The 23,865-nt window shown below is 69.4% G+C and carries 17 protein-coding genes; 7 read left to right on the forward strand and 10 right to left on the reverse strand.

Annotated features, from left to right (window positions below; genetic code table 11):
* Nucleotides 1-35: 35 nt before the first annotated feature.
* Nucleotides 36-467 (reverse strand): hypothetical protein, encoded by a 432-nt coding sequence (locus WMF12_RS13745; protein ID WP_437871714.1) that lies wholly within the window; start codon nt 465-467, stop codon nt 36-38.
* Between the two features lie 408 nt (nt 468-875).
* Here WMF12_RS13745 and WMF12_RS13750 point away from each other — a divergent pair, with 408 nt between their 5' ends.
* From WMF12_RS13750 to WMF12_RS13765, 4 genes are all read left to right on the forward strand, one after another.
* Nucleotides 876-2,468 carry a YifB family Mg chelatase-like AAA ATPase gene (locus tag WMF12_RS13750; protein ID WP_437871719.1) on the forward strand — a complete coding sequence of 531 codons (1,593 nt, stop codon included), beginning with the start codon at nt 876-878 and terminating at the stop codon, nt 2,466-2,468.
* Nucleotides 2,469-2,638: 170 nt separating this feature from the next.
* Nucleotides 2,639-3,676 carry a recombinase RecA gene (gene recA, locus WMF12_RS13755; RefSeq protein WP_437871725.1) on the forward strand — a complete coding sequence of 346 codons (1,038 nt, stop codon included), beginning with the start codon at nt 2,639-2,641 and terminating at the stop codon, nt 3,674-3,676.
* 185 nt (nt 3,677-3,861) lie between these two features.
* Entirely contained in the window at nt 3,862-4,341 is a 480-nt protein-coding gene (locus tag WMF12_RS13760; protein WP_437871731.1) for a single-stranded DNA-binding protein, read from the forward strand.
* Nucleotides 4,342-4,864: 523 nt separating this feature from the next.
* Complete coding sequence (locus WMF12_RS13765) at nt 4,865-5,608, forward strand: hypothetical protein (RefSeq protein ID WP_437871734.1); 744 nt, start codon at nt 4,865-4,867, stop codon at nt 5,606-5,608.
* 95 nt (nt 5,609-5,703) lie between these two features.
* Here WMF12_RS13765 and WMF12_RS13770 read toward each other — a convergent pair whose 3' ends face one another.
* Complete coding sequence (locus WMF12_RS13770) at nt 5,704-6,471, reverse strand: hypothetical protein (RefSeq protein ID WP_437871738.1); 768 nt, start codon at nt 6,469-6,471, stop codon at nt 5,704-5,706.
* Between the two features lie 99 nt (nt 6,472-6,570).
* A complete protein-coding gene (locus tag WMF12_RS13775) occupies nt 6,571-7,014 on the reverse strand; it encodes a ferritin-like domain-containing protein (RefSeq protein ID WP_437746071.1) in 444 nt (147 codons plus the stop codon).
* A gap of 299 nt (nt 7,015-7,313) precedes the next feature.
* On the opposite strand from WMF12_RS13775, the gene WMF12_RS13780 reads away from it, so the two are divergent.
* Complete coding sequence (locus tag WMF12_RS13780) at nt 7,314-7,580, forward strand: hypothetical protein (RefSeq protein WP_437871744.1); 267 nt, start codon at nt 7,314-7,316, stop codon at nt 7,578-7,580.
* A gap of 225 nt (nt 7,581-7,805) precedes the next feature.
* On the opposite strand, the gene WMF12_RS13785 is transcribed toward WMF12_RS13780, so the two are convergent.
* The 6 genes from WMF12_RS13785 to WMF12_RS13810 all read right to left on the reverse strand — a co-directional run bounded on the left by WMF12_RS13785 (nt 7,806) and on the right by WMF12_RS13810 (nt 16,864).
* Entirely contained in the window at nt 7,806-9,575 is a 1,770-nt protein-coding gene (locus WMF12_RS13785) for a metallophosphoesterase (RefSeq protein ID WP_437871747.1), read from the reverse strand.
* Nucleotides 9,576-9,671: 96 nt separating this feature from the next.
* The gene (gene mfd / locus WMF12_RS13790) at nt 9,672-13,466 is read right to left on the reverse strand and encodes a transcription-repair coupling factor (RefSeq protein ID WP_437871751.1); all 3,795 of its coding nucleotides are present in this window, start codon (nt 13,464-13,466) and stop codon (nt 9,672-9,674) included.
* Nucleotides 13,467-13,945: 479 nt separating this feature from the next.
* On the reverse strand, nt 13,946-14,869 hold the full coding sequence (locus tag WMF12_RS13795) for a transposase (RefSeq protein ID WP_437873853.1): 924 nt from the start codon (nt 14,867-14,869) through the stop codon (nt 13,946-13,948).
* Nucleotides 14,870-15,156: 287 nt separating this feature from the next.
* The gene (locus WMF12_RS13800; RefSeq protein WP_437871752.1) at nt 15,157-15,990 is read right to left on the reverse strand and encodes a hypothetical protein; all 834 of its coding nucleotides are present in this window, start codon (nt 15,988-15,990) and stop codon (nt 15,157-15,159) included.
* A gap of 35 nt (nt 15,991-16,025) precedes the next feature.
* Nucleotides 16,026-16,625 (reverse strand): 6-bladed beta-propeller, encoded by a 600-nt coding sequence (locus WMF12_RS13805; RefSeq protein WP_437746076.1) that lies wholly within the window; start codon nt 16,623-16,625, stop codon nt 16,026-16,028.
* Nucleotides 16,622-16,864, reverse strand: coding sequence for a hypothetical protein (locus WMF12_RS13810; protein WP_437871754.1), 243 nt, complete (start codon nt 16,862-16,864; stop codon nt 16,622-16,624). The genes WMF12_RS13805 and WMF12_RS13810 overlap by 4 nt, the downstream gene beginning before the upstream one ends.
* Nucleotides 16,865-17,157: 293 nt before the next feature.
* Here WMF12_RS13810 and WMF12_RS13815 point away from each other — a divergent pair, with 293 nt between their 5' ends.
* Nucleotides 17,158-17,967 carry a WHG domain-containing protein gene (locus WMF12_RS13815; RefSeq protein WP_437871755.1) on the forward strand — a complete coding sequence of 270 codons (810 nt, stop codon included), beginning with the start codon at nt 17,158-17,160 and terminating at the stop codon, nt 17,965-17,967.
* A gap of 280 nt (nt 17,968-18,247) precedes the next feature.
* Nucleotides 18,248-22,315 carry a hypothetical protein gene (locus tag WMF12_RS13820; RefSeq protein ID WP_437871757.1) on the forward strand — a complete coding sequence of 1,356 codons (4,068 nt, stop codon included), beginning with the start codon at nt 18,248-18,250 and terminating at the stop codon, nt 22,313-22,315.
* Nucleotides 22,316-22,342: 27 nt separating this feature from the next.
* Here WMF12_RS13820 and WMF12_RS13825 read toward each other — a convergent pair whose 3' ends face one another.
* Nucleotides 22,343-23,698, reverse strand: coding sequence for a hypothetical protein (locus tag WMF12_RS13825; RefSeq protein WP_437871759.1), 1,356 nt, complete (start codon nt 23,696-23,698; stop codon nt 22,343-22,345).
* Nucleotides 23,699-23,865: the final 167 nt, after the last annotated feature.

The raw sequence follows: 23,865 nt of genomic DNA on the forward strand, positions 1-23,865 counted from the left end.
GCTGGCGAGAGGGCGAAGGAGAAGGCCGCGCGCAGTTACCGCGAGCGCCCTGGTTTTGGGGGCCTTGTCGCGTTCTGTGCCCGCGGTCCACGGTGGTCCGGCGCGCGCGAGCGCGTCGTGGCAGGGGATCGGCGGGTCGTGCTGGCTGGCTTCGACGCGAACACCTCGCTCATCGACGCCGCCGTCGCCGCGCTGGCGATCCATCGGTCGAGCTCCGCAGGAGCCGTGCAGGCGTCAATGTGAGCCCGCTCATCGGCCGTCAGTGACAGGCCGCGCGCTTCGAGCACCGCGAGCAGGGCCTCCCGCTTGCCTTCGATCTTGCCTTCGATCTTGCCTTCGATCTTGCCCTCGGCCCGACCACGCTTCTCGAAGAAGAGCCGGAAACGTCGAGACGCCGGGGTTTCAGGGACTTTGCTTGGATCCATGGCCATCTCCCTGAGCGCGGCCAGCATGGCGTCGCTCAGCACCGGAGCACCTCGTGCGGAGTCCCCGGCATCCGGCTGTCTCTACCCGAAGGGAGCGAGGTAGGCGAGCCTCGATGTCGCGAATTCGATCCTCCGTCGGACAGGGCCGTCGCTCGGACCGACGACGTGGAAGCGACCAATTCTTGCTGCTCATGATGAAATAGCCAGAGCGCGTCTAATGAGGCGCGGTGGGCGCCAGGGGCCACACGCACAGGGACTGCGGACAACTGCCTTGGCCTGTCGCCGTGGCGACGCTGGCTCGCCAGGCACCTGCCGGTGATCCTCTCGATTCCGGCGGCTCCCTCTGGCGGCCGCCACCCCGTCCGCCGCGTTCGCCACCCCTCCCGCCGCGAAATTCCCTGAGTTCGCCGCCCTCTCTGTCTGGCACGCCTTTCGCGAAAGGGCTCCGGCATGCAGGCCACGGCGCTCACGTTCTCTCTGCTCGGGCTCGACGCGCACCCCATCCGGGTGGAGGTCGACTCGGGCCGCGGTCCGTCGTTCTTCCAGATGGTGGGCCTCGCCGAGGCGAGCGTCCGCGAGAGCCGCGTGCGCGTCCGCGCCGCGCTCCAGCAACTGGGCATCGAGCTTGACGAATATGTGATCACTGTGAACCTCGCCCCGGCAGACCTCAAGAAGAGCGGTGGCGCGTACGACCTCGCCATCGCGATCGCCGCGCTCGCGGCGCTCGGCAAGGTGCCCGCCGAGGGGCTCGACCGGATTGGCCTGCTGGGCGAGCTGTCGTTGAGCGGCGCGGTGCGCCCCGTGCGCGGCGTCCTGCCGGCGCTGCGCGGCGCGGCGGCGCAGGGGGTCACGCGCGCGATCGTGCCCCAGGGAAACGCGCGCGAAGCGGCGAGCGTGGCTGGTATCGACGTCCTCATCGCGGAGCACCTCGGCCAGGTCGTCGCGCACCTCCGCGGCAACAAGCCCCTCCCGGGCGCGGGGACCATGGCCGCGATCGACGCGGAGCCGAGCGCTGCAGCGGCAGATCTCGCGGAGGTCCGCGGCCAGCACGGGGCGCGCCGCGCCCTCGAGATTGCCGCTTCCGGGGGACACAACCTGATCATGGTCGGCCCGCCAGGCAGCGGAAAGACCATGCTTGCTCGGCGCCTGCCAACGGTCTTGCCGCCGATGTCCTACGACGAGGCGCTCGATATCACCGCGATCCACTCCGTCGCCGGGCTGCTCTCCCCGGACAGGGGCCTCGTCGCGGTTCGCCCGTTCCGCGCCCCGCATCATACCGTGAGCGCCGCGGGCCTCGTCGGCGGCGGGGATCCCATCCGCCCCGGCGAGGTCTCCCTGGCCCACCACGGGTGCCTGTTCCTCGACGAGCTGCTCGAGTTCCGCCGCGGCGTCCTCGAGGCGCTCCGCGAGCCGCTCGAAGAGGGCACGGTCGCCCTTTGCCGCGCCCGCGCCCGCGTCGTGTTCCCGGCGCGTCCGATCCTGGTGGCCGCCATCAACCCCTGTCCGTGCGGCTTCCATGGCGACCGCGGCAATCGCTGCGCCTGCTCCCTCGATCGTGTCCGCGCCTACCGCGCGCGGCTGAGCGGGCCGATGCTCGATCGCATCGATCTTCACATCTCCTTGCCGCCCGTCGACGTCGCTCACCTGTGCGCGCCGCTCGCCGACGGCCGGTCGTCGCTCGACGCGCCCGAGAGCTCCGCGGCGGTGCGGGCGCGCGTGGTCGAGGCCCGGGCCGCGCAGCGCGCGCGCTTCGAGGCGGGGGAGGTGGCGGCGACGCACAACGCCGAGCTCGGCCCGCGCGATCTCGCGCGCGTCGCCATGCCGGACGCGACCGGCGCGCGCGTGCTCGCGTCGGCCGTGGAGCGGCTCGGCCTCTCGGCGCGGGCGTATACCAAGGTGCTGCGGGTCGCCCGCACGCTCGCCGACATGGACAGGAGCTCTGCCGTGCGGGCAGCGCACGTGGCCGAGGCGATCGGCGCGCGGCTGTTCGATCGCGAGGCCGCCTGCGGGCCGGCGCCCGCCACCACCGCCGCGGGCGCCTGAGCTCGCCGCAAGGCCAAGGACCACCGCGCCCGCAGAGATGCGGGCGCGATCGCGGCCGCCCCGACGGCCGCGCTGGATCGTCTGTCTGCGCGCTCGGGGGCGCGCACGTTCAACACGCAACAATTGAACCGCAACAAGCAACGAACGCACGTGGAAAAGGAGAGACCGAGATGATGACCGAGATCGCTGAGAAGCTCCGCACCGTGAAGACCGTCGTAGGCACCATCGAGAAGCAGTTCGGGAAGGGGGCGATCATGTCATTGAACGACGAGAACGAGACCCGGGACATCGGCCTGATCCGGACCGGATCCCTGTCGCTCGACGCGGCGCTGGGGATCGGGGGATACCCGCGCGGGCGCATCGTGGAGATCTATGGCCCGGAGTCGTCGGGGAAGACCACGCTCACGTTGCACGCGATGCGGGAGGCGCAGCGCGCGGGCGGCGTCGCCGCGTTCATCGACGCCGAGCACGCGTTCGACGTCACGTACGCGCGCTCGCTCGGCGTCGACATCGACAGGCTGCTCGTCTCGCAGCCGGACAACGGCGAGCAGGCGCTCGAGATCGTCGAGATGCTCGCGCGCTCGAGCGCCGTTGACGTGATCGTCGTCGACTCGGTGGCTGCGCTCACGCCCAAGGCCGAGATCGAGGGGGACATGGGCGATTCGCACATGGGCCTCCAGGCGCGGCTGATGAGCCAGGCGCTGCGGAAGCTCACGGGCATATGCCACCGCACCGACACCACGCTCATCTTCATCAACCAGCTCCGGCAGAAGATCGGCGTCGTCTTCGGCAATCCCGAGGTGACGACCGGCGGCAATGCGCTCAAGTTCTACGCGAGCGTGCGGCTCGACGTGCGCCGGGTGGGGCCGGTGAAGGTGAGCGACGAGGCCATTGGAAGCAGGACGCGCGTCAAGGTGGTCAAGAACAAGATGGCTCCTCCGTTCAGAGAAGCCGAGTTCGACATCCGGTGGGGAGCGGGCATCGACGGCGCGGCGGATCTCATCGACTTCGCCTGCCAGCTCGGGGTCGTGGAGAAGAGCGGCGCGCACCTGTCGTTCGCGGGCGAGCACATCGGGCAGGGGAGGGAGCGCGCCCGCGAGGCGCTGCTCGGCAAGCCGACGCTCGCCTCGTCGCTCCGCGCCGCCGTCGACGCGGCGGCGCCGGCGCGAGCTAACGGTAGCAACGGCAGCGCGGCGATGGATTCCTGATCTCGGGGCGGTCGGCGCGCCCGGCGGCTCGCCGCCGCCGGCGCGGCCGCTCTCGCTGCGCGACGACGCCGCGCCTCGCGAGAGGCGCAGGGCGGTGGGCGCCGGCGGATGGTGAGCGACGGCAGAGACGACACGGACAAGAGAACGACAGCAGACGACAACACAGAAGCGAACTGGAGCATGTCATGAACGAAGGACTGAACAAGGTGATCCTCATGGGCAATCTCGGCGCGGATCCGGAGCTGCGCTACACGGGCAACGGCACCCCGGTGCTTCACCTGCGCATGGCGACGAACGAGTCGTTCGTGGACAGGAACAAGGAGCCCAAGGAGCGCACCGAGTGGCACAGCATCGTGTTCTGGGGGCCGCGCGCCGAGGCGCTGGCCAAGGTGCTGACGAAGGGGGACGGCGTGCTCATCGAGGGCGGGCTGCGCACGTCGAGCTACGAGAAGGACGGGATCAAGCGCTACCGCACCGAGGTGATCGCGCGGGATCTCCGCTTCGCGGGGCGGCGGGCCGCGTTGACGGAGCCCGTGCCGGGTCCGGACGACGACGGCGAGCCGACGCAGCCCGGGGCGGCCGTGCCGACCACGGCGCGGCTCGGGAAGAACGGCGCGCGGGGGCGGCCCCCGGAGGTGCCTGCGCTGGATGAGATGCCGTACTGAGGCGGTCCGTCCGGACGAGCGCGGGGGCGAGGCGGCTTGTCTCGAGCCGCCTCGCGGCGTCCCCAGCATGCCTCGCCTCATCCGGTCGGCGACATTCCCCTCCTGCGGTCGCCGTCGCGGCCCCATCGAGCCCCCCGGCGCTCAGCGCTTGGCGTGTTGCTGGATTCCACTCAGGCCAGTTTCCAGGGCGATGTGTCACGAGGTAGCCCTTCGCGGACGCTGGCGCGCAGCGTCAGCCGCGAGATGACTGATTCGATGACTTCAGGTCACCATCACGCGGTGGACAGTATCCGGCAGTGCCGTCTGAAGAACTCTCGTGTCCTACATGAACACAGAAAAGTGATTGAATCGATGGATAATGTGCTCGAAGTGTGTTGACGAATGCCGTGCTTTGGAAGTAAACACTGGATGCTAGGCTCGACGCGACCAGGTGCGATTCTCTTGCTGTACACGATCGACCTCCTCAACCGAATCTGCTCGGCCTGCGGAACGGCAACGTGGTAACCGTCAACCGAGGTACTTCATGCTCAGCAATGCGGTTCGCTTTCTGATGGTGTCTGCTGCTGCTTCTTTCGTCGCGCTCGGCGCTGCCCCGGCCGACGCGTGCTCCCTGCTCTCCTCCGGAGCGCTCGATTTTATCGCTGCCGGTACGCCGTCTGGGAACGGAGCTGTTTTCCTCACGAACGTTCAGAAAGAGGAGTTCTGGTTCGACCCGGACCCGATCGTGGACGCGGTGAACGACTCGGCCAAGATGTCCTCCTACTGGGGTTCGACGAGCCCGACCTCGGAGAAGTACTATACCGAGTTCACCAAGCCCGGGGCCATCGTCTCGCTGATTTCGAACATCTCCAACGTCGCTGCGGGTGACGTGCTCGTCATCAACAAGACGGTGGCGGTGCCAGGCGGCCCACAGACCGCATACGGCGGGCACACCGTGATCATCACGGGCCCGGCGCAGCAGCTCACGACGGCCCTCAACCCGATCTACACGGGCACGATCCAGTGGGCGCTGCCGATCGCCGACTCCACCAGTTCGGTCCACGGATGCGACGCCATCTGGCGTGACAGCCGGTGGACGAACACGTGCAGCGACTTCGTCGCAGGGCCGGGGACGGGCTACATGCGCATCTATACCGATTCCTCGGGAGTCCCCGTGGGTCACACCTGGAGCGTCACCTCGGGCGGCACCTATTTCCCGATCACGAGCACGACCGTCGCGCAGCGGCCCTTCGTCATCGGCAGGCTGAACTCTTGCCCGCTGCCCTGACCCCCTGAACCGGCGCGCCTCCGGCGCAGCGGCGCGTTCACCGGGCGATCCTGAGAGCACGCGCTCTCAGGATCGCCCTCTCCCCCCTCCGGCGTTTACGGCGTTCCGCCCTTCTCGGCCGCCGCGGGCACGCGGCAGAGCTGGGCGATGCCCTTTCCGCTCAGCTTCTCGCGCGTCAGCTCGAACTGCGGCACGTACATGCAGAAGCGGCCGCCCTTCTCGGTCGCAATGCTCGTTCGACGCGAGATCATCTCCTCGAGCTCCGAGCGGCTGATGGCCTTGTCCGTCTTCAGCGTGTCCGAGACCTTGAGATCGGCCGCGTTCGGGCAGCTGACGCTGGCGGCGACGGTGAGGTTGGGCTTCACCTTCTCCTGACCTTCGCGGTAGTCAGCACCTGGCCCGGCCTGACCGCCCCCTTGAGCCCTGCCGGCCTGGGCGCCTTCGTGGGCCTGGCTGCCGCCTTGAGCGCCGCCGGCATGGGCCTGGCTGCCGTCGGTCTGGCCCTGCACACCCGCGCCGCCTTCCCGTCCCAGGTTGCCGCTGCCGCTGCCGGTCTGACCGCCCGACGGCTGCTGCGACTTGCCCGCCGCGACGGGATCGATCCGACCGTTGACGGAGGCCGTGTAGGTGCACCCTTCCTCGACCGGGAACGAGATCTGCTCCTTGAGATTCATCGCCTGTTTCTTCTGACTCTGCCCCTGTTGCTGCTGCGTGCGCTGTGCGCCGCTCGGGCTGGGCTTGTCGCCCTGATGCAGCGCGCCGCCCTGCGCTGCTCCCGGCGAACCCGGTTCGCGTTGCTGCGGCGAGCCCGTGCCGCCCGTCTGTGCTGCCGCGAGCGCCGGCACGACCGCGAGCGCTCCCATGGCGAGCGCGAGTTGGATGGACCGATTCGATTTCATATTACCCCCAACCGTAGAATCTGCTTCCGATCGTACTCACCACCGCCGCGGGCCGACCGCCCACTAGGCGGCTTGTTCCCAGACCTTCCTTGACAGCGCGTCCTTGATCCACGCGAGGTGCCGCTGCTCATCAGTGTAGTTGCGCTCGACGATCGCGCGCGCCTCGGCCGTGAGCGACTCGTCCAGCGCCGCCTGGTATTGCCGGTTCGTGAGCTCCTCGTTGCCGCGCATGGCGAGGAGCGCGCTCTGGTCTCCCCTGCTCGTGATGGCCGTGAACGCTTCGATGAACTTGCCCTTGAGGTCGCGGGTCTGCGCCGCGATGCCGCCGAGCGACGTCACATGCGCGCTCAGATCCACGACGTGGCGCGCGTGATCGTCCCTGAAGCTCGCGAGCCTCTCCCTGGTATGAGCGTGCCCGCACGCCTCGATGGCCTGGTCATAAGCGGCGATCGCGTCGCGATCGAGCTGGATGAGGTCGTTGAGCACCTCGATGACGTCTCTCGCCATGATCGACACTCCTTCCGGGATCGCGTCCCGCACGGACCCCCGCGCCCACCACCTGGGGCATTTGCGTGGGGGCGCAAGCCATGCGCACGTCGTAGCCGGAAATTGGGGTCGCCGTGGCCGCGCTCGGCTCGGCCGCCGCTGGCGGCCGCGGCGGGCGGCCCGGCATCCCGATCGGTCCGGCAACCTCGACCTGGCACGGACCGTGAAAGTCAGTCGGGGAGACGGGTGACGGGAAACCCTGACAGCTTCCGTGGACCGGCGCCGCCAGCGCCGGCGCCGCGGGGAGATGGAATGTGCCTATGAAACGCTCTCTTGGCCGCTCCTCGATGCGCGCCGCGCTCGCGCTGCTCCTCGCCGCCTCCGCGGCTTGCGCCGAGGGGCTCGCGAACGCGCCCGGCATCAACCGCGAATGGACCCCGGAGGACCGTGGTCAGGACGCCATCGCGAATGGCCCGAGCTCCTGCCCCAGGGACGGCCCCGATCCGCTCTCGCCCCCCGGCGAGCTGCGCGAGATCTGTCCCAAGGCCGCTCCGCCGAGGCTGCCCAACGCCGCCGCGTCGCCCTGAGCGCAGCCGGCTCGCGCCAGAAAACCTCGCTGCGCCCACTGACCTCACGTTCGCGCGCGCAGGAGCGCGCGGCGAGCTCGGCACGCAAGAGTCCTTCTGCGGTCGACCGCTTCCACGATTCGACCGCCCGGATGTGGTTGTGCCTGCCAGAGCGAAGGCAGAATGTCGCGGCTGAGGCGAACTGCCTCATGGAGAAGGAACGATCGCCAGGGCTCCGGTCTGCCTCTACGGCTCGGGCGCGCCAGCTCCCGCCGCGGCGCCCGCTGCGGGGGGGCGACTCCGCCGCTCGCCCGCGGGGCACTCGCGGTGCCCAGCGCTTGCCGCGTCGACCGTGAGTTGGCCGGTCCGGCGTGGCTGCCGCGCGGTCGGGATGGTGATGGGCTCCTCGATGAGCTCCGGCGCCAGGGCGCCGCGGGCGGGGATGAAGCGCGGCTCGCCGGGCTTGCGATCGTCGGCCACCTTCCACGCGCGCGGCACCCTCCTCAGCCCGACGGGATAGAGGGTGAGGCCGTCGCGGTGGACGTGAATCCGCAAGAAGTTCTTGTAGTCCTGGATCCGGAGCGCCGAGAACGCTTCGTTGCCGTGCCGCCGCGCGACGTTGAGCGAGATCAGGAGATAGACGCCCATGATCGTCGACCCAACCACGGCGCCGGTGGCGCCGACGAAGAGCGTCACGCCGAGGAGGCTCCACATGGACGGGAGGTCCCGGACGTCGACGCCGAGCAGCGCGCCGCCGAGGTGCGCGAGCCCCAGCGCCGCCCCGAGGTGCGCGAGCGCGTGGAGCGAGCCCGCGAACCGGCGATACCAGGTCTTGTAGGTGTCCGTGAAGACGATGAACACGAGCACGACGACGAGGACCCACCCCACGGCCCCCGGCCCGGGACGGGGCAGCGTCAGGGAGGAGAGCATGTAGACGAAGGCGGCGGCAGGCCAGAAGCCGAGGTTGTGCCGAGCGAACGAGAGGTTGCGCCAGGCGAGCCGGCGCGACTCCGACTCTGACGGAAATGAGGCGCGCAACATATAAGGGCGCTGGTCGGCGCCCGCGCCGGAGCGGACCACGGTGACCGGCTCGCCGTGGGTCGGGTGGAGGAACGCGCCGCCGCCGCCGGCGATGACGTTTTGCCGGCCGTCCGCGGACTCGTGGCGGCGATAGTGGTGCAGATCTCCGGCGATGCGCGCGACGATCTCGACCCCGGGCCGCGCGTCGGCGAGCTGCTTCTCGAAGAAGGCGAGGTTGCTCTGGAGCTCTGGGTTGTAGATGGCGCCCTTCACCCAGTCGGGCTCGGCGGTGCAGAGGATCACGCGATCGCCGTCGCGCATGTCGTGCGTCGCCAGCTTGCAGAAATACTCGATCTGCGGCTGGTCGATGTCGGACTCGAGCTGGATGTCGACGCCGAGCAGCCAGAAGCCGTGGGGCAGCTTCAGCGCGAAGTAGCTCCGCGACTGGAACGTCTTCCAGGCGCCGAGCGTGCGTTTCTGGCCGAAGAGGCGCATGAAGCTCATCAGCCCGTCGTACCAGTCGTGGTTGCCAGGGATGGCGAACAGGTGCGGCGGATCCGTCACATCGGCCTTCGGGAGCGCGGCCGCGTAGGGCTCGACGAGCCGCGTCCAGTACGCCTGACGCGTGGCCGAGGGGTAGACCTGGTCGCCGCCCATGATGAGCACCTCTCCGCGCCTCGTCTCCCGGCCGCCCAGCGAGAGGACCGGCCGTGCGAGCAGGCTGGCGATCGCGTAGGTGGGGTTGAAGCCATCGCCTGTGTCCGCCACGTAATCGATCCAGAGCTCGTCGCGCATGACGCCGTTTCGGACGGCATAGTCGAAGGGCGGCTGCGGCCCCGCGATCGCCTCGATGAGGCGGAAATCGCCGCGCGCGCCCATCAGGCGGGAGACGGTCATGTCGAGCGCGGAGCGGGCCAGCTGGAAGGGGCTGTACCAGCACGTCATGACGCTCTGCTGGAGCGCCGCGAGCCGCTCGCGATCCGGGCGATCGATCATCCGTCCCTCCGCTCAAGGGAGGTTATCACCGCCAGAGCGCCGCGTCGCCTCGGCCGCGCGCTTCAGCGGGGCGCGACGACGTCGTGGGCACTCACGCTACGCGAGATCACTGCCATCCTTGAGACAGCCGGCGAGCTCGCTGAGGAGCTTGTCGGTCGCCTCCAGACCGCTCGTGAAGACTTCGCCCTCCTTGGCTCGGCGGGTGAGGCGCATGTCGGGCGAGAGTCGGTAGGGTGAGGCCTTCGGCTGGACCAGCTTGAGCACCTTGGCATGATCGAGCGGGGTGTCCTCGCGCAAGTGCAGCGTGACGCCCTTGGCGCTCGCCTCGCATGCGAGCGCCTTCAGCCGGCGCAGCTCGGTCTTGAGCCGCATGAGGTGCACGAACCGGCGCGCCTCGAGCGGAGGCGGGCCGAAGCGATCCTCCATCTCGACCGCGAGGTCCTGCACGTCCTCGGTCGAGGCGGCACCGGCGAGCCGCTTGTAGAGGGAGAGGCGTACGCCTACATCGGAAATATACTCTTCTGGCAGAAGCGCGTCGGCGTCGAAGGAGAGCTCGGTGTCGACGTCGTGGACCACGGGTTCGCCGCGCAGCTCGTGGACGGCCTCGTCGAGCATCTGGCAGAAGAGCTCGAAGCCAACCTGGGCGACGGTGCCGCTCTGCTCGGCGCCGAGGAGGTCACCGGAGCCGCGAAGCTCCAGGTCGAGCGAGGCGATCTGGAAACCGGAGCCGAGCTCGGTGTGGCGCTCGAGGGCCTCGATGCGGGCACGGGCCTCGTCGGTCATGGCGTTCGGGGGCGGGACGATGAGGTAGCAGTAAGCGCGCTCCTTGGAGCGGCCGACACGGCCGCGCAGCTGGTAGAGCTGCGAGAGGCCGAACATGTCGGCGCGGTCGATGAGGATCGTGTTGGCGCGGGGGATGTCGAGGCCGCTCTCGATGATGGCGGTGGCGCAGAGGACGTCGTAGCGCCCCTCGACGAAGTCGAGCATCGTCTGCTCGAGGTTGTGCTCGCTCATCTGGCCGTGGGCGACGCAGACGCGGGCGCTCGGAACGAGCTCGGCGAGGCGGGCGGCGCGCTCGTAGAGGCCCTCGACGCGGTTGTAGACGTAGAACACCTGGCCGCCGCGGCCGAGCTCGCGGAGGACGGCGTCGCGGAGGACGGCCTCGTCGTGGCGGGTCACCACGGTGCGGATGGCGCGGCGATCGACCGGGGGGGTCGTGATGATCGACATGTCGCGGAGGCCGGAGACCGCCATCTGGAGGGTGCGGGGGATGGGGGTGGCCGAGAGCGTGAGGACGTCGACGTTGGTCTTGAGCGCCTTGATGCGCTCCTTGTGGGTGACGCCGAAGCGCTGCTCCTCGTCGACGACGAGGAGGCCGAGCCGCTTGAAGTGGACGTCCTTGGAGAGGAGGCGGTGGGTGCCGATCACGACGTCGACGCTGCCGTCGCGGAGGCCGCGGGAGACCTCGTCCTGCTCCTGCTTGGTCTGGAAGCGGGACATGACGCGGACCTCGATGGGGTAGGAGGCCATCCGGGATCGGAAGCTGAGGTAGTGCTGCTGCGCGAGCACCGTGGTTGGGCAGAGGACGGCGACCTGCCTGCCGGCGTTCGCGGCGCGGAAGGCGGCGCGGATGGCAACCTCGGTCTTTCCGAACCCGACATCGCCGCAGACGAGGCGGTCCATCGGACGGCCGGACTCGAGGTCGGCCGTAACCTCGGTGATCGCCCGGGCCTGGTCGGGTGTCTCGTCGAAGGGGAAGGTCGCTTCGAAGGCGCGGTAATCGTCGTCCGGAGGTGGAACGGGCTCCGCCGTGGCGGCGCGCCGCTCGGCGTAGAGGCGGAGGAGCTCGTCGGCCATCTTGCGGACGCTCTTCTCGACCCGCGCCTTTGTCTTGGCGAACGTCTGCCCGCCGAGCCGGTCGAGCTTGGGGGCGCCTTCGCCGCCGCTGAATTTCTGGATCTGGTTCAGGCGGTAGACCGGGAGGTAGAGCTTGTCGCCGCCGGCGTACTCGACGGCGATGAGATCGACCGTGGTTGAGCCGACCTGCTTGTGGACGAGGCCAAGGTACCGCCCGATGCCGTGCTCTACGTGGACGACGTAGTCGCCGACGCCGAGGTTGCGGAGGTCCTCGAGGAAGGCCTGCGACGGCTTCGTGGAGGAGGCGGCGGCGCGCGCGGCGCGGCGGTGAGCGCGGGCACCGAAGATTTCCTCCTCCGTGACCAGCGCGAGCCCCTCGGCAGGAGCGATGACGCCGCGCGCAAGAGAGCCCGTGACGACGAGGGCCGTGTCGCGCGGAGAGGCGGAGCTGCTGCCATCGAAGAAAGCGGGGTCGAACGGACCGAGGTTGGCCTTCACCCGCACGTCGCGATGGCGGAGCAGGGCGACGAGGCGCTCAACCTGGGTCTGTGCGCGCGCAGCGATAAGCACTCGTAGGCCTGCTTCTTGCCAAGCGACCACGCGACGAACGAGCGGGTCGAGAGCGCCGTGCTTGCCGCGTGACGCGCGAGCCGTCTTGATGGCGCGCTCGAGGTCCGACTGGTCGCGCGTCGCGAGCGACGGGACGTCCTCAGCGACGACCTCGAAGCGCTCCAGCGAGTTCCGGTTTTCCGCAGCACCCTCAACCCCGGTGCGGTGCAGGGCAAGCACGGTACGCGCGCCGAGCCACGAGGCAACGTGTGCCTCGTCCTCGTAGAAGGAGGCCAGCGGGAAGTGCGGCTCACGGTCCTTGTTGCTCCGGTCGGCCGCAGCGCGACCGAGCTCGTTGCGCACGGCGGCGGTGACGGAGGCCGGGTCCTCAAGGAGGATGAGCGCGTCGTCGGGCAGGTACGACGTGAAGGAGGCCAGGTCGATGAAGGCAGGCAAGTAGCCTTCGGCCCCGAAGAAGGCGCGGCCGCTCGCGACGTCGTCGACCAGCGCGCGCGCCTTGGTTGAGGGGAAGTCGATGACGTCACACGCGGCGCGTACCCGCTGGCGGGCCCGCTCGACATTGGCAGGCGTGAGGATCGCCTCGCGCGCCGGCGGGATCCAGACCTCCTTCACCTCGGTGACCGTGCGCTGGTCGTCGGGGTTGAAGGTCTTGATCGATGCGACGATGTCTCCGTAAAAGTCGATGCGCACCGGCAGCTCGGCGGAGGGCGCCCAGACATCGAGGAGGGCGCCGCGGACGGCGAAGGTCCCGGGGTCTTCTACGAGAGGGCTGCGGACGTAGCCCGATGCACCGAGGCGGGCCGAGAGCGCGTCGCGATCCATCTCCTGCTCGGCGATGACGAGCTCGGCGTGTTCGGTGATCTCGTCCCTGGGTACGACCTTGCGGGCGAGCGCGGTGATGGGGCAGACGAGGACCGACCAGGGAAGGTCCATGCCGAGGTGGAAGAGCGTGGCGAGGCGGGTCTGGGCGCCCCGACGGTCCGGGTTGACATCCGCGTAAGGGCTGGCCTCGTTCGGCAGGTAGAGAAGGACGCGGCCGAACGTGGTCGAGCCGGCGGCCTCGGCGTCATCGGCGTCCCGATCGACAAGCAGGAACGAGGTATCGGCCGCCAGAGCGCGGGCGCTGTCGACGTCGGGAGTGAGGGCGATGATCCGGCGCCCGGCGGCGGCCGCGACGAGGCGACGGATGACGAGGGCACCGGCCGAGCCGGCCGAGCCTGTGACATGACGGGTGCCAGGCGGCGCCGCGGCGAGCTCTGCGGCGAGCTCACGGGGCGTGACGACCCGGCGGTCTGCCGGGAGGTCGAACGACGGGAGCGGCTCGAAGTCGGCCGGCGCGGAGGCGGGCGGGCCGCTGGTAGCGGTATCGTTCGAGGCGCTGTCGTCGACGTGGCCTGAGAGCTCGGCGATCGTGGCGCTGAGCGGGGAGCTCGAGGTGGAAGTGAGGGAGCGCTCGGGGGGCATCGGCGCAGCGCGGTCTAGCATAGGCGGCGCGATTCGACCCGCGGTCTCGACCCGACCGTGGTTGGCGCCGCGCGCGGGGCACAACCCCGCCGTGCTGCGGCCGGGAACGCAACCCCACCGTGCTGGGCGCTACGTGACGCGCACGCCAGCTCGGTCCCGGCCCCGAATCGCCTCTCGTCACGATGGTAATGTCGACTCTCGACTCCACTCCGCGCAGACTTTTCGACCGCTCGGACTCTGTTCACGCCGAGCCTGGCAGCCCCGAGCGAACCCGGGCTGGCGAGCCAGTACGCCTGCCGGCCAGCCGAATCGTCCGTTGTTGCGCATGAATCGAGCCTTGAAGGAGATCGAATGCTTGGTCCCGTCCGTTGCTTGCAACAACGCCGCATCCAGGCGTCAGTCGTGTTGTGCGACGGGCGAACTGAGACTCCTGGTCTCCAATATTAATATAATTGTGTCAATGTGTGCTGGTTCTGCGTCTATGCGGCCGCAGGCTCGCCCTCGTTGACGGTGACCCCGTGGAACACGCGCATCCACCACGTACCCGCTGGGAAAGTTACGTTGCGTACACCTGCACGCCATTGATTGATCGAATGTCGGTATGCGATGCGAAAGGCTTGTACGGCCGCGATGGCGGCGTTCTTTGCGTCTACCTGTCGGCGGCCGACTGCGAATGTTGGATTGAGATCGCGAAGTGGGTCGATGCTCGTTGCTCGCTTGTAAGGAGAAATATTCCTCGCGCGCGCAGCCCCGAGGAAGCCAAGCCTTTGTCGCTTCAGGGTAGCGTGAGCCTGTCTCTCGTGCAGATCGATCCGTCCTGTGATCTCCCGGCGAAATTTGTCGGCATCGGAATCGCTGATCGACGGTGGAAGCGTGATCGCAAGTGCGACGTCGGTTGGCCATTCGGGGCTCTGTGGATTGAAGTATATTTCAGGGCGTTGGGCGCGCAGCACGCCGCAGCCGATGTCGCCGACGAGCACCTTGGCTCCTGGCCACTCATGTGCATGCGGTACGAGACCAGCAGCGACTGGATTTGCGAGGGTGTAAGCGATCTTCTCCACCAGAGCGTCCCGTGTTGCTAGCCGTACCACGCTCGTTGCTCGATCGTCCCACACCGGCCCCTCCCACGCGCGCAAGATCTTGGTCCCGAGAGCGACAAGCCGATGGAATCTCTGCAAAAATCGTGGGAGCTCACCGCGTGTGTCTGTGACAACGATATGAATGTGCGTGGACATCACGCAGAGGGCGTGTACGAGGATACCATAGCGGTGGGCCGAGACGGCCAGGGTATAGATCACGAGCCGTGTGATCGCGGAATCGGGGCGGAAAAGAAAATGCCTTCGCAGTACACGGCGGGTGAGAAGATACGTAGCGCCGGGGACGATCGCACGAGGCTGGCTCATGCCTGACGGGTATGTCAAACGCCGTGCCAGACTCGAAATCGGCCGATTTTTGAGGATTTGGGTGTTCGAGGAGGTGGCGGCCGTCATCCTCTTCGCCACCTGCGCCACCCAATGGTCAGGTCGGGGGGCAGAGCAGGGCGTGTGCGGAGCGCAACGTCAGTCGAGCGCGACGTCGCCGCGACGTCGCAATGTGGCTCGGTGAACGGCGGCTGCTGCGAAGGCCATGGAGGGGATGCTGGCGATGCATCGCGGGCCGGCAACAAAACCAAAGAAAGAGCTCAACAGTTCTAAAGGTGGACCCCGCCTCCCAGCGATACCCCCCACGTAGTCGCCCCTCGCTGCCCGGTCAGCCCGGACGGCGCATCCAGGTTGACGGCAACCTGGGAGCGTACGAACACCGGCTCGAATTCGACATTCGCATACAAGATTGCTGCCCATTGTGAGAAATCTCGCCCTGCGAGCGGTGCCGACTGCGCGAGCATCTGCACTCGCACTCCGGGTGTCAGCAAACCCATCCGCAAACCCGCGTGAGCGGCGGCCACGACCGCCAGCCGAGACGGGTTGGAGTTCACGGAAACGAGCACGGCTGGATCCAGCTCAGCGCCAACGATCACCGGCATGGACAGCTCCGCCCGGCTGCGGAGCAACAGCGCGATCGGGATCGCGTTCGGTGCCCACATCCAGTAATCCGCGAACCCGCGCGCGGCCGTAGCTACCGCGTAGTTGTACTCGGCCTCCGTATTCTTCGGGATGGTGCCAGGGAACGTCGTCACCGGCGGTGCAACCCCGACCCCGGCATAGATCGAGCGGTTTCGCTCCTCGAGAAGCGCCGCCTGCACGGTCACGAACGGATTCCCGAAGCGAAACGATGAGCGCCGCGCCTCGCCCTCGATCCGAAACGTAGTCCAGGCCGAGGTGACGTCCGTGGTTGCGTGCAGCCAGCTGTTCAGGCGAACGCCCCCCGCCACCTGCGGCGCGACATGAATCGTAGCCACCGTCGGGTTCTGCGGCGAGGCTGTGAAAATGCCGTACAGCGCAATATGACCGCGGCCGCCAGGTCGCGACGGAATGTCCCCCGTCATCTGTGCCCAGCTCGGCGCCGCCTCGACCGAGGCAACCACCGTAATCGTAAGCGCGAGCCCGCGCGCTCTCCTCCTCACTTCGTCCTCCGGAACTTCTGCACGCCGCGACCCCTCAGGCTGGTGACGTAGACGCTGCCGTCGTGCCCAACGGCGATCCCGTGCCCCCAGTCGATCTCCCCGGGACCGTCCCCCGATGTGCTCCACCGGTCCACGATCTTCCCGTCGAGGCTCATCCGCAGCACATGCCCCCGAGGCCGCTCTGGATCCTGATCGCCTCCGTCTACAACGTAGATGTGCCGGTCGGGTCCGAAGGCGATCGCCCACGGTCGCCCCAACGCGGCGCTCTTCCACTGCGCCAGGTAGTGGCCGTTCGCGCTGAAGACCTGAACACGCGCGTTCTCCCGGTCCGCCACGTAGACGCGCCCCTCGTCGTCGGTGACGATGCCGTGAGGCGTGTCGAGTTGTCCCGGCCCGAAGCCCTTCTCGCCCCACTCCATGACGAACCCGCCGTCCTCGGAGAAGCGCGCGATCCGCGCATGGTTGTAGCCGTCCGCCACGTAGATATCGCCGTCTAGGCCGAAGGCCACGTTGGTGGGCCGGTCGAGCTGCTCGGGGCTCGTCGCGCACCCGATATCCGCGAGGAGTACGAGGATCCACACACCGATGCCCTTCATGGCGCCTCGCCGAGGGTCATGACCACATCCCCCTCCGCCGTCAGCTTGAACACCCGGTTCTGCTCGGAGTCCGTCACCCAGACGAAGTCGTTGCGATCCACCTCGATCCCGTGTGGATAGAAGAACAGCCCCTCTCCCCACGCGTCGAGCAGCTCGCCCGTCTCTGGATCGAACGCCAAGATCGTGGGTTCGCGGATCGGCGCGTCGTTCCCTGACGTGCGCCCGGCCGCATGGCTCACCAGCACGCGCCCTCGCGCATCAACCGCCACATCAAGCGCTGGGCCGAACACCATCCCGTCAGGGACACGCGGCCACCCGTCCACGACCGCGTACGGCCCTGCAGGCGCGTCGTCCGCCGTCGGCGGTCGCGACGTGCACGCCCCCGCAAGCGCCAACCCTACCAGCCAGCGGCCCCCGCGCTGCGCCCCGGAGACCGACGTTGCGTTGCGAAGCAGCCATCCCATGACCAAGGATAACAATGTTATCCTGGTGGCGTCAACGGGCGAGGCGCGGACGTGGCAGGATGGTGGGCATGGGTGTGATGGATGCGGATGAGCCGGTGGAACGCGTGTTCATGGCGCTCTGCGAGGGACGACTGACGCGGGACGATCTGACGGCCCGCAAGATCGCCGCATTCCTGGGCCAGACGACGATGGTGCTGTATCACCACTTCGGCTCGCTCGACGGATTCCTCATTCGCGTCGATGGCCTCGGTTGGCGGCGGCTCGCGGAGCGCCTCGACGCGCGGGCGCGCGCTGGCGCCGGTGCGCGGTCGCTTGCCGTCGGCTACGTCGAGTTTGCGCTGTGCCATCCGGACCTGTACTGGCTGATGGCTGAGCGCCGCTTCGACCGCGCCCGCCTGCGCGAACAGGGGCGCCTGCGGCTCGCGCGCCCTCTTTGGAGCTCATTCGTCGAGCTCTTGCGTCATCACGGTAGCAGGCGGCCGGAGGAAGATACGTACGTGCTCTTCGCGGGCCTCCATGGCATCGCGATGCTCGCGCTGAGCGGGCGCGCCAACCTGGGTGAGGTTTCGTCCAGGGAAATTCCTTCCGTACTGGCTTTTCCCAACCTGGGTGGAACATCGGCTGGTACCCCAGCTGGTGCCCCAGGTACCCCACTCAACCCGGGTGAGGATCCCAACCTGGGTGAGGGGTCCGCCCCTGAGGATCCCAACCTGGGTGAGGGGTCCGCCGCCAACCCGGGTGAGGGCCCCGTCAGAGATGCGGAGGTGGCCTTCGCCGCGGCACGCCGTCTGGCGGACCTGGTGCTCCCCGCCCGTCCACCCGAGCCGCCCGCCTCCCAGGCGAGCCGCGACCGCGGCGGCCCCGGGCGCCGCGCCTGAGCCGTCCGCCCAGGCGCCTGCCGGTGCCAGGGCGCTCGCTGGACGCTCCGCGCGCGACGCATCGGGTCCTGGCACACGGCTCGCCGGCCAGGAAGAAAGGGAAAGCGCGTCGACGCGCGCCTTCGCGCCGGGCGCATCCCTCGCGCGGCGCGGGGCTTGCGCTGGCGTTGTGCGAGACCGACCCCAGCACATCGCGCCCGTTCGCCGGACAGGCCTCGCAATGTCGGGGAAATCGGCACGTCCTGCGAACTCGCGGCATCTATCTCCTTTCGGAGGTGTTATGCGCGCGCGACGCACGGTCGCTTGGTTGCTCAGCGGGGGGCTCCTCACCGCCAGCGCCGGTTGTGGCAGCGACGAACCGGAGGCGCTCGGCGCAGCTCGGCTCGCGGCCGTCGCGAGCGCCGACCGCACCGTGCACGCGGTCGATGCGCTCGGCGCTCAGCACCAGGCCGCGATCGCCGCCAACGCCGACGCGAGCATCCTCGTCGCGACCTACACCGATCCGCGCGGCGCCCGCGCGAATCCGATCAGCCTGTCCGGCGTTGCGCGCTCCGCCGACGGCGGGAGATCCTTCGCCGAGGTCCTCGGCCCAAGCGGCGCGGGGGCGCTGCCCTCGGTCGCCGGCGGCCAGGTGCTCGGCGCCCCGCGCGTCGTCCACGATCCGACCCGCGACGTGTTCGTCAGCTCCTCCACCTACGTTCGCCCCGCCGATGGCCTCCAGGGCCTCTGCCTCCATGCCTCGAACCCCGGCAGCAGCACGGCCGGCTCCTCATGGTCCGCACCGGTCGAGGTGACCCCCGCCTTCGTCGCGGGGGAGAGCGCCGAGCAGGCCTCCCTCGACGTCAACGCGGCGACCGGGCGCCTCTCCGTTGCCTGGGTTCAGCGCGGCGGAGCGTCTCCGAGGATCCTCTACAGCCACTCCGACGATCTCGGCCAGACCTGGTCGCCCGCGGCCACGATCGCGCAGGCGCCCGCCGGTGGCGATCTCGACGGGCCGAGCGCGCGCATCCTCCCGGGGGCGACCGACAGGGACTCGGTCGTCTATGCTGTCTTTCGCGCCATCGAGCCGGGGACCTCGCTGCGCAACGTCGGTTGCCGCCGGTCGATCGACGGAGGCGTCACCTGGGAGCCGCTCACCCTCCTCGACGAGGCCAGCTACCCCACGGAAGACCAGATCCTCGGCGTCGACCACGGAAGGAGCGCCCCGTCGATCGACGTCGACCAGGCCACGCGGCAGGTCTACGTCGTCTACCAGCGGAGCGGCGCCCACGGCACAGGGGACATCGCCCTGCGCTCCTTCACGGAGCAGTGCACCGCAGGCCCCGCCGTCCTCCTCAACAGCAATCCAGGGCGCGATCGGGCCCAGTTCTTCCCCTTCGTGGCCGTCGACCGAACGACCGGCACCGCGCACGTCGTCTACTACGACCAGGATGTCGACAGCTCGGGCGACCTGACCGAGATCGTCCACACCGCGTCGAGCGATCAAGGCGCCTCCTTCAGCCCGCCTGCGCCGATCTCGGACCACCCCTTTCACGCGGGCCACGGCAACGACGCCTCCCGGCAGAACCTCGGCGACCGCATCGGCGGCGTCGCGCTCGCCGGTGAGCTCTACAGCGTCTTCAGCATGACGGCCACCCCGCCGCGGTTCGACGAGGGGCAGCCGTCGTCGACCTCCCTGATCGCGCCCAACGTCCACCTCGACGTCCTCGACGAGCTCGCCAGCGTCCCGCCGCTGCGCGCGGCCGGCGCCCGGATCGCGGACACCGCGTGCGGCGCCCTCGCGAACGAGCGCGTCGATCCGGGGGAGCTCGTCGACGTCGGCGTCTACCTCGAGAACCACCTCGCCAACCCGATCTCCGGCAGGACGACCGTCTCCCGGATCACCGCCGCGCTGTCCACGGAGACGCCCTCCGTGACCATCGTGAGGGCGAGCGCGCTTTACCCGGATATCGAGCCCCTCCGCACGGTCGCGAGCGACGCGCCATTCGTCCTCAGGACGGGCCGGGACTTCGTTCCTGGAACGCCGATCGATCTGACGCTCACGGTGAGCTCGGCTCAGGGCACGGTCGAGCTGCCGATCCAGCTCGAGACGGGCTCGCCGGGCGCCGCGGAGGTCCTCCTCCGCGAGGACTTCGACGCAGCGAGCGCGCCAGCGCTGCCCTCCGGCTGGCAGTCGGTGCGCGCCGGCGGGACGGCCTCCGCCTCGCCGTGGACCGTCGCGCAGACGCTGACGCCCGGAAACAACGCGGCATTTCACGACGAGGAGGCGGTGACGTCGCTCGTCGCGCTGGTGTCGCCCGCCGTGACGATCCCGGAGAGCTCCGGGAACTCCCACGTCACGCTCGACTTCGATCTCACCTACGAGCTGGAGGACGATCCGCAAAAGCTCATCCAGGCGTTCGACGGTCTGACGCTGCGCGTGGAGGATCTCACGGCCGGCGCCGTGCCCCGGGCGGTGCTCGCGGAGGCGTTCGCCGAGCGGATCGTCACCGGCGGGAGCCACCACTTCCCAAAGCACCTTCCAGCCCGCGACGACCCGGACTACCTGGAGGATAACGCGGTATGGTCCGGCAGCTCCAGCGGGAGCAAGCGCGTGTCGATCCGCTTCCCTGGCGCGGGGATGCGCGGGCGGACCGTGAGGCTCCGCTTCGACTACACGCAGGACGACAGCCGGGTCTGCACGGATATCGGGCGCCCCGGGCCGTGCGGCGTCGCGGTCGACAACATCGTGTTCGCGGCGGTGCCGGTCGTGTCCGGGGCCTGCGGGGCGGATCTGGCCATCACCCAGACGGCCGCGCCGGATCCTGTATCGCCGGGCGCGCAGCTCACGATGACGATCGACGTCGCCAACGAGGGGCCGGGCGATGCGAGCGACGTCGTCGTGTCGTCCGTGCTGCCCGCCGGGGCGAGCCTCGCCAACGCCTCGGGGACCGGCTGGACGTGCGACCTGGCCGGCGGAGAGCTCGTGTGCCGGCGCGCCTCGCTCGCCGCACGGGAGAGCTCGTCCATCGCGGTCACCATGGTCGCGCCCACGCTCCCGCCGCCCACGGTCGACGAGGAGATCGAGAGCACGGCGAAGGTGAGCTCGAGCGAGCACGATCCGGCGCCGGAAAACAACGAGAGCGGCGTGGGCATCGACGTCTCCGTGCCAGCGCGCCTGATCGGCTATCTCACGGTCCTCGGCGAGCGCATCGCCGGCGAGGATCTCGCCTATACGGCGCTCATCAGCAACACGGGTGGGCGCGTGCAGCCCGACAATGCAGGGTTCGAGTTCGTGGACGTGCTCCCGCCCGAGCTGCTGCTGGAAGGCGCGTTCGCGGACAAGGGCGCGGTCTCGGCCGATCCCGCCACCAACACGGTGGGCTGGGACGGCGAGGTCGAGCCGGGGGAGTGGGTGGCGCTCACGATGGAAGCGATCCTCCTTCCCCTGACCGACGGACTCGTCGTCACGAACCAGGGCACGCTCTTCTTCGACGCGGACTCCGACGGCGTCAACGAGTCGAGCGCGATGACCGACGAGCCCCTGTTCGCCGGCGCGGCCGATCCGACGGTGCTCACGGTGAGGCCCGCCGTCTGCGGCGATGGCGAGCTCGGGCTCGGCGAGCAGTGCGACGACGGCAACCTGCGCAACGGCGATTGCTGCTCGGATCTGTGCACCGCCGAGCCGCCGACCACGATCTGCCGCATCGCGACCTCGCTGTGCGATCCCGGGGAGTATTGCGACGGCGCAGGCAGCTGTCCCGCGGACGTGAGCCTGCCGGACGGCGCCAGCTGCGATGATTTCGATGTCTGCAATGGCAGCGAGGTCTGCTTCCAGGGACTCTGTCTGAGCGACATCCCGCTCTACTGCGACGACGGGGATCCGACGACCACGGACGAATGCCATCCCTTCTTTGGCTGCCGGAACACGCCGAACAGCGCCACCGCGGGAGGGGGCGGTGGCGGCGACGGCGGAGGGACTGCAGCAGGCGTGGGCGGCGGCGGCGCAGCAGGCGGCAGCGGCGCAAGCGGCGGCGGCGCAGGCGGCGGCGGCGACGCCGGAGGACCGGCCCAGGGCGCCGGAGGCAGGGGCGACGGCGCCGGCGGCGATTGCTCCACCGATGCCGGCGGGGCGGGCGGCACAGGGGTCGGCGGTGGCCGAGATGCGGCGGGTGGGGGTGGGGAAGGGGGAGGGGGCCAATCCGAGGGAGGAGCGCCCCCGGGCCACTGCTGCTGTTTGGGCGTCAGCTGCGCGTATGCCGTCATCGGCGGTGAGACCGGGCACGCGTCAGGAGCGGCCCGCGCGCTCGCGCTGTGCGGCGTCCTCGTGGCGCTCGGCAGCGCGCGCCGCGCCCGCCGCCGTCGCTGATGACGGCGGCGCCCGCGCGCCCTGCGATCACCTGTAGAGGAAGACCCCCTTCAGATCCTCGGTCTGCGAGATGGGCGTGCCGTCCTTCTTCGAGGTGGTCCTGAACTGGTAGATCATCCCCGGGATCAGCGCGGGACCGTCGTAGTCGACAGAGACGTTCTTGCTCCCCGACACACCGGGCACCTCCAGGTTCTCCCAGATCTTCGCGCCGAGCGCGTCGAACAATCTCACCTCGTACAGATCTTCGCTGGAGTCGTCCGCGAAGACGAACGTCGGTGTCCCGCTCACCTCCTCCAGCGTGCTCGCGCCGGGCGAGACCACGCCGAGCGCGCCCGTCACCTTGAACGACTCCTGGACGGGCAGGTCCTGGCCGGCGACGGTGATGCGCACGATCTCGGTCCCGCCAATCGACGTGTCAGGATCCCGCACGAGCGCGTCGTCCTCGAACGCGGCGAGGACCACGTAATCGCCATCGGGCACCCCGGCGATCGAGAAGTCGCCGGTGACGTTGCCTTGCCGGAGCCCTCGCGGGGCCTCGCCGCGCGCGGTCGCCTCGTCAAAGGTATCGGCCACGACGAGGATGACCGAGGTCTCGCTCCCCCCTGGAGCATTCACGATCTCGACCTTGCCGCTCACCACCGCCGTCGCGTCTCCGGTCGCGTGGAGATCCACGCCCGTCGTCTCCTTGCCGGCGCTGACCGTCGCGCTCGCCGTGTCGAGCGCGAGGTCGGCGGCATAACCTTTCACCGTGACGTCGCCCGCAGCCACGTTGTAGATGGTGTAGCTGCCGTCGAGATCGGCCGCGCCGGTGGCGCCGCCTGCGACCAGCAGCGTCCCGCCAGGCTGGTCGGCGTGGACGACCCCGGAGATGGAACCGAGCCCCTCGCTGTCCGAGAGCGGCAACAGCGAGATCTCCGTCGCCGCCGACTCGATCGCGGGCGGTTCGCCCGCCGCCGTGGAGAGGTCGATGGGCAGCGCGACCCGCGGCGCCTTCGGGAACGTCTCGTACGCCTGCGCGTCGGCGCGCAGCGTGATGTTGGCCTCGATCGGAGCGCCGCTCGCGTCGCGCCGCGCGGGCACGACGAGCTCATAGGTCCCGTCGGCCCCGGTGACGGCCACCCGGGAGATCACCGCGTCGCTCGGGTCCCGGGCGAGCACGCGCGCGCCCGCGATGGCCTTGTCGTCGAGCGAATCGTAGACGCGCCCCCTCAGGGTCACCGGCTCGAAGCAAGCGGGCTCGGCGCCCTCCACCTCCTCGCACACCTGCGGTGCGGCGCACCCTGTCTGCGCGGCCACCGAGCAGCTCTGCGGCTGACCCTCATCGTCGCCGCCGCACCCCATCCCCATCAAGGCGCACAGCAATCCAACAGATATCGAGCGCATCACCATCGACTCGTCTCCTTTCAAACCACGTCTTGTCGCTGCAGGCTCAGCTTCTCAGCTCGTGAGCGGCCAGCGCCGCGGCCTGCGATCCTGTCGCCGCTCCGAGCAGGGACAGTGAATCACGAAGGCGCGGCGGGCACCGAGCAGGGGGAACACATCCCTCCGGT

Source organism: Sorangium sp. So ce363, from assembly GCF_051520435.1.
Classification (GTDB): Bacteria; Myxococcota_A; Polyangia; order Polyangiales; family Polyangiaceae; genus Sorangium; species Sorangium cellulosum_B.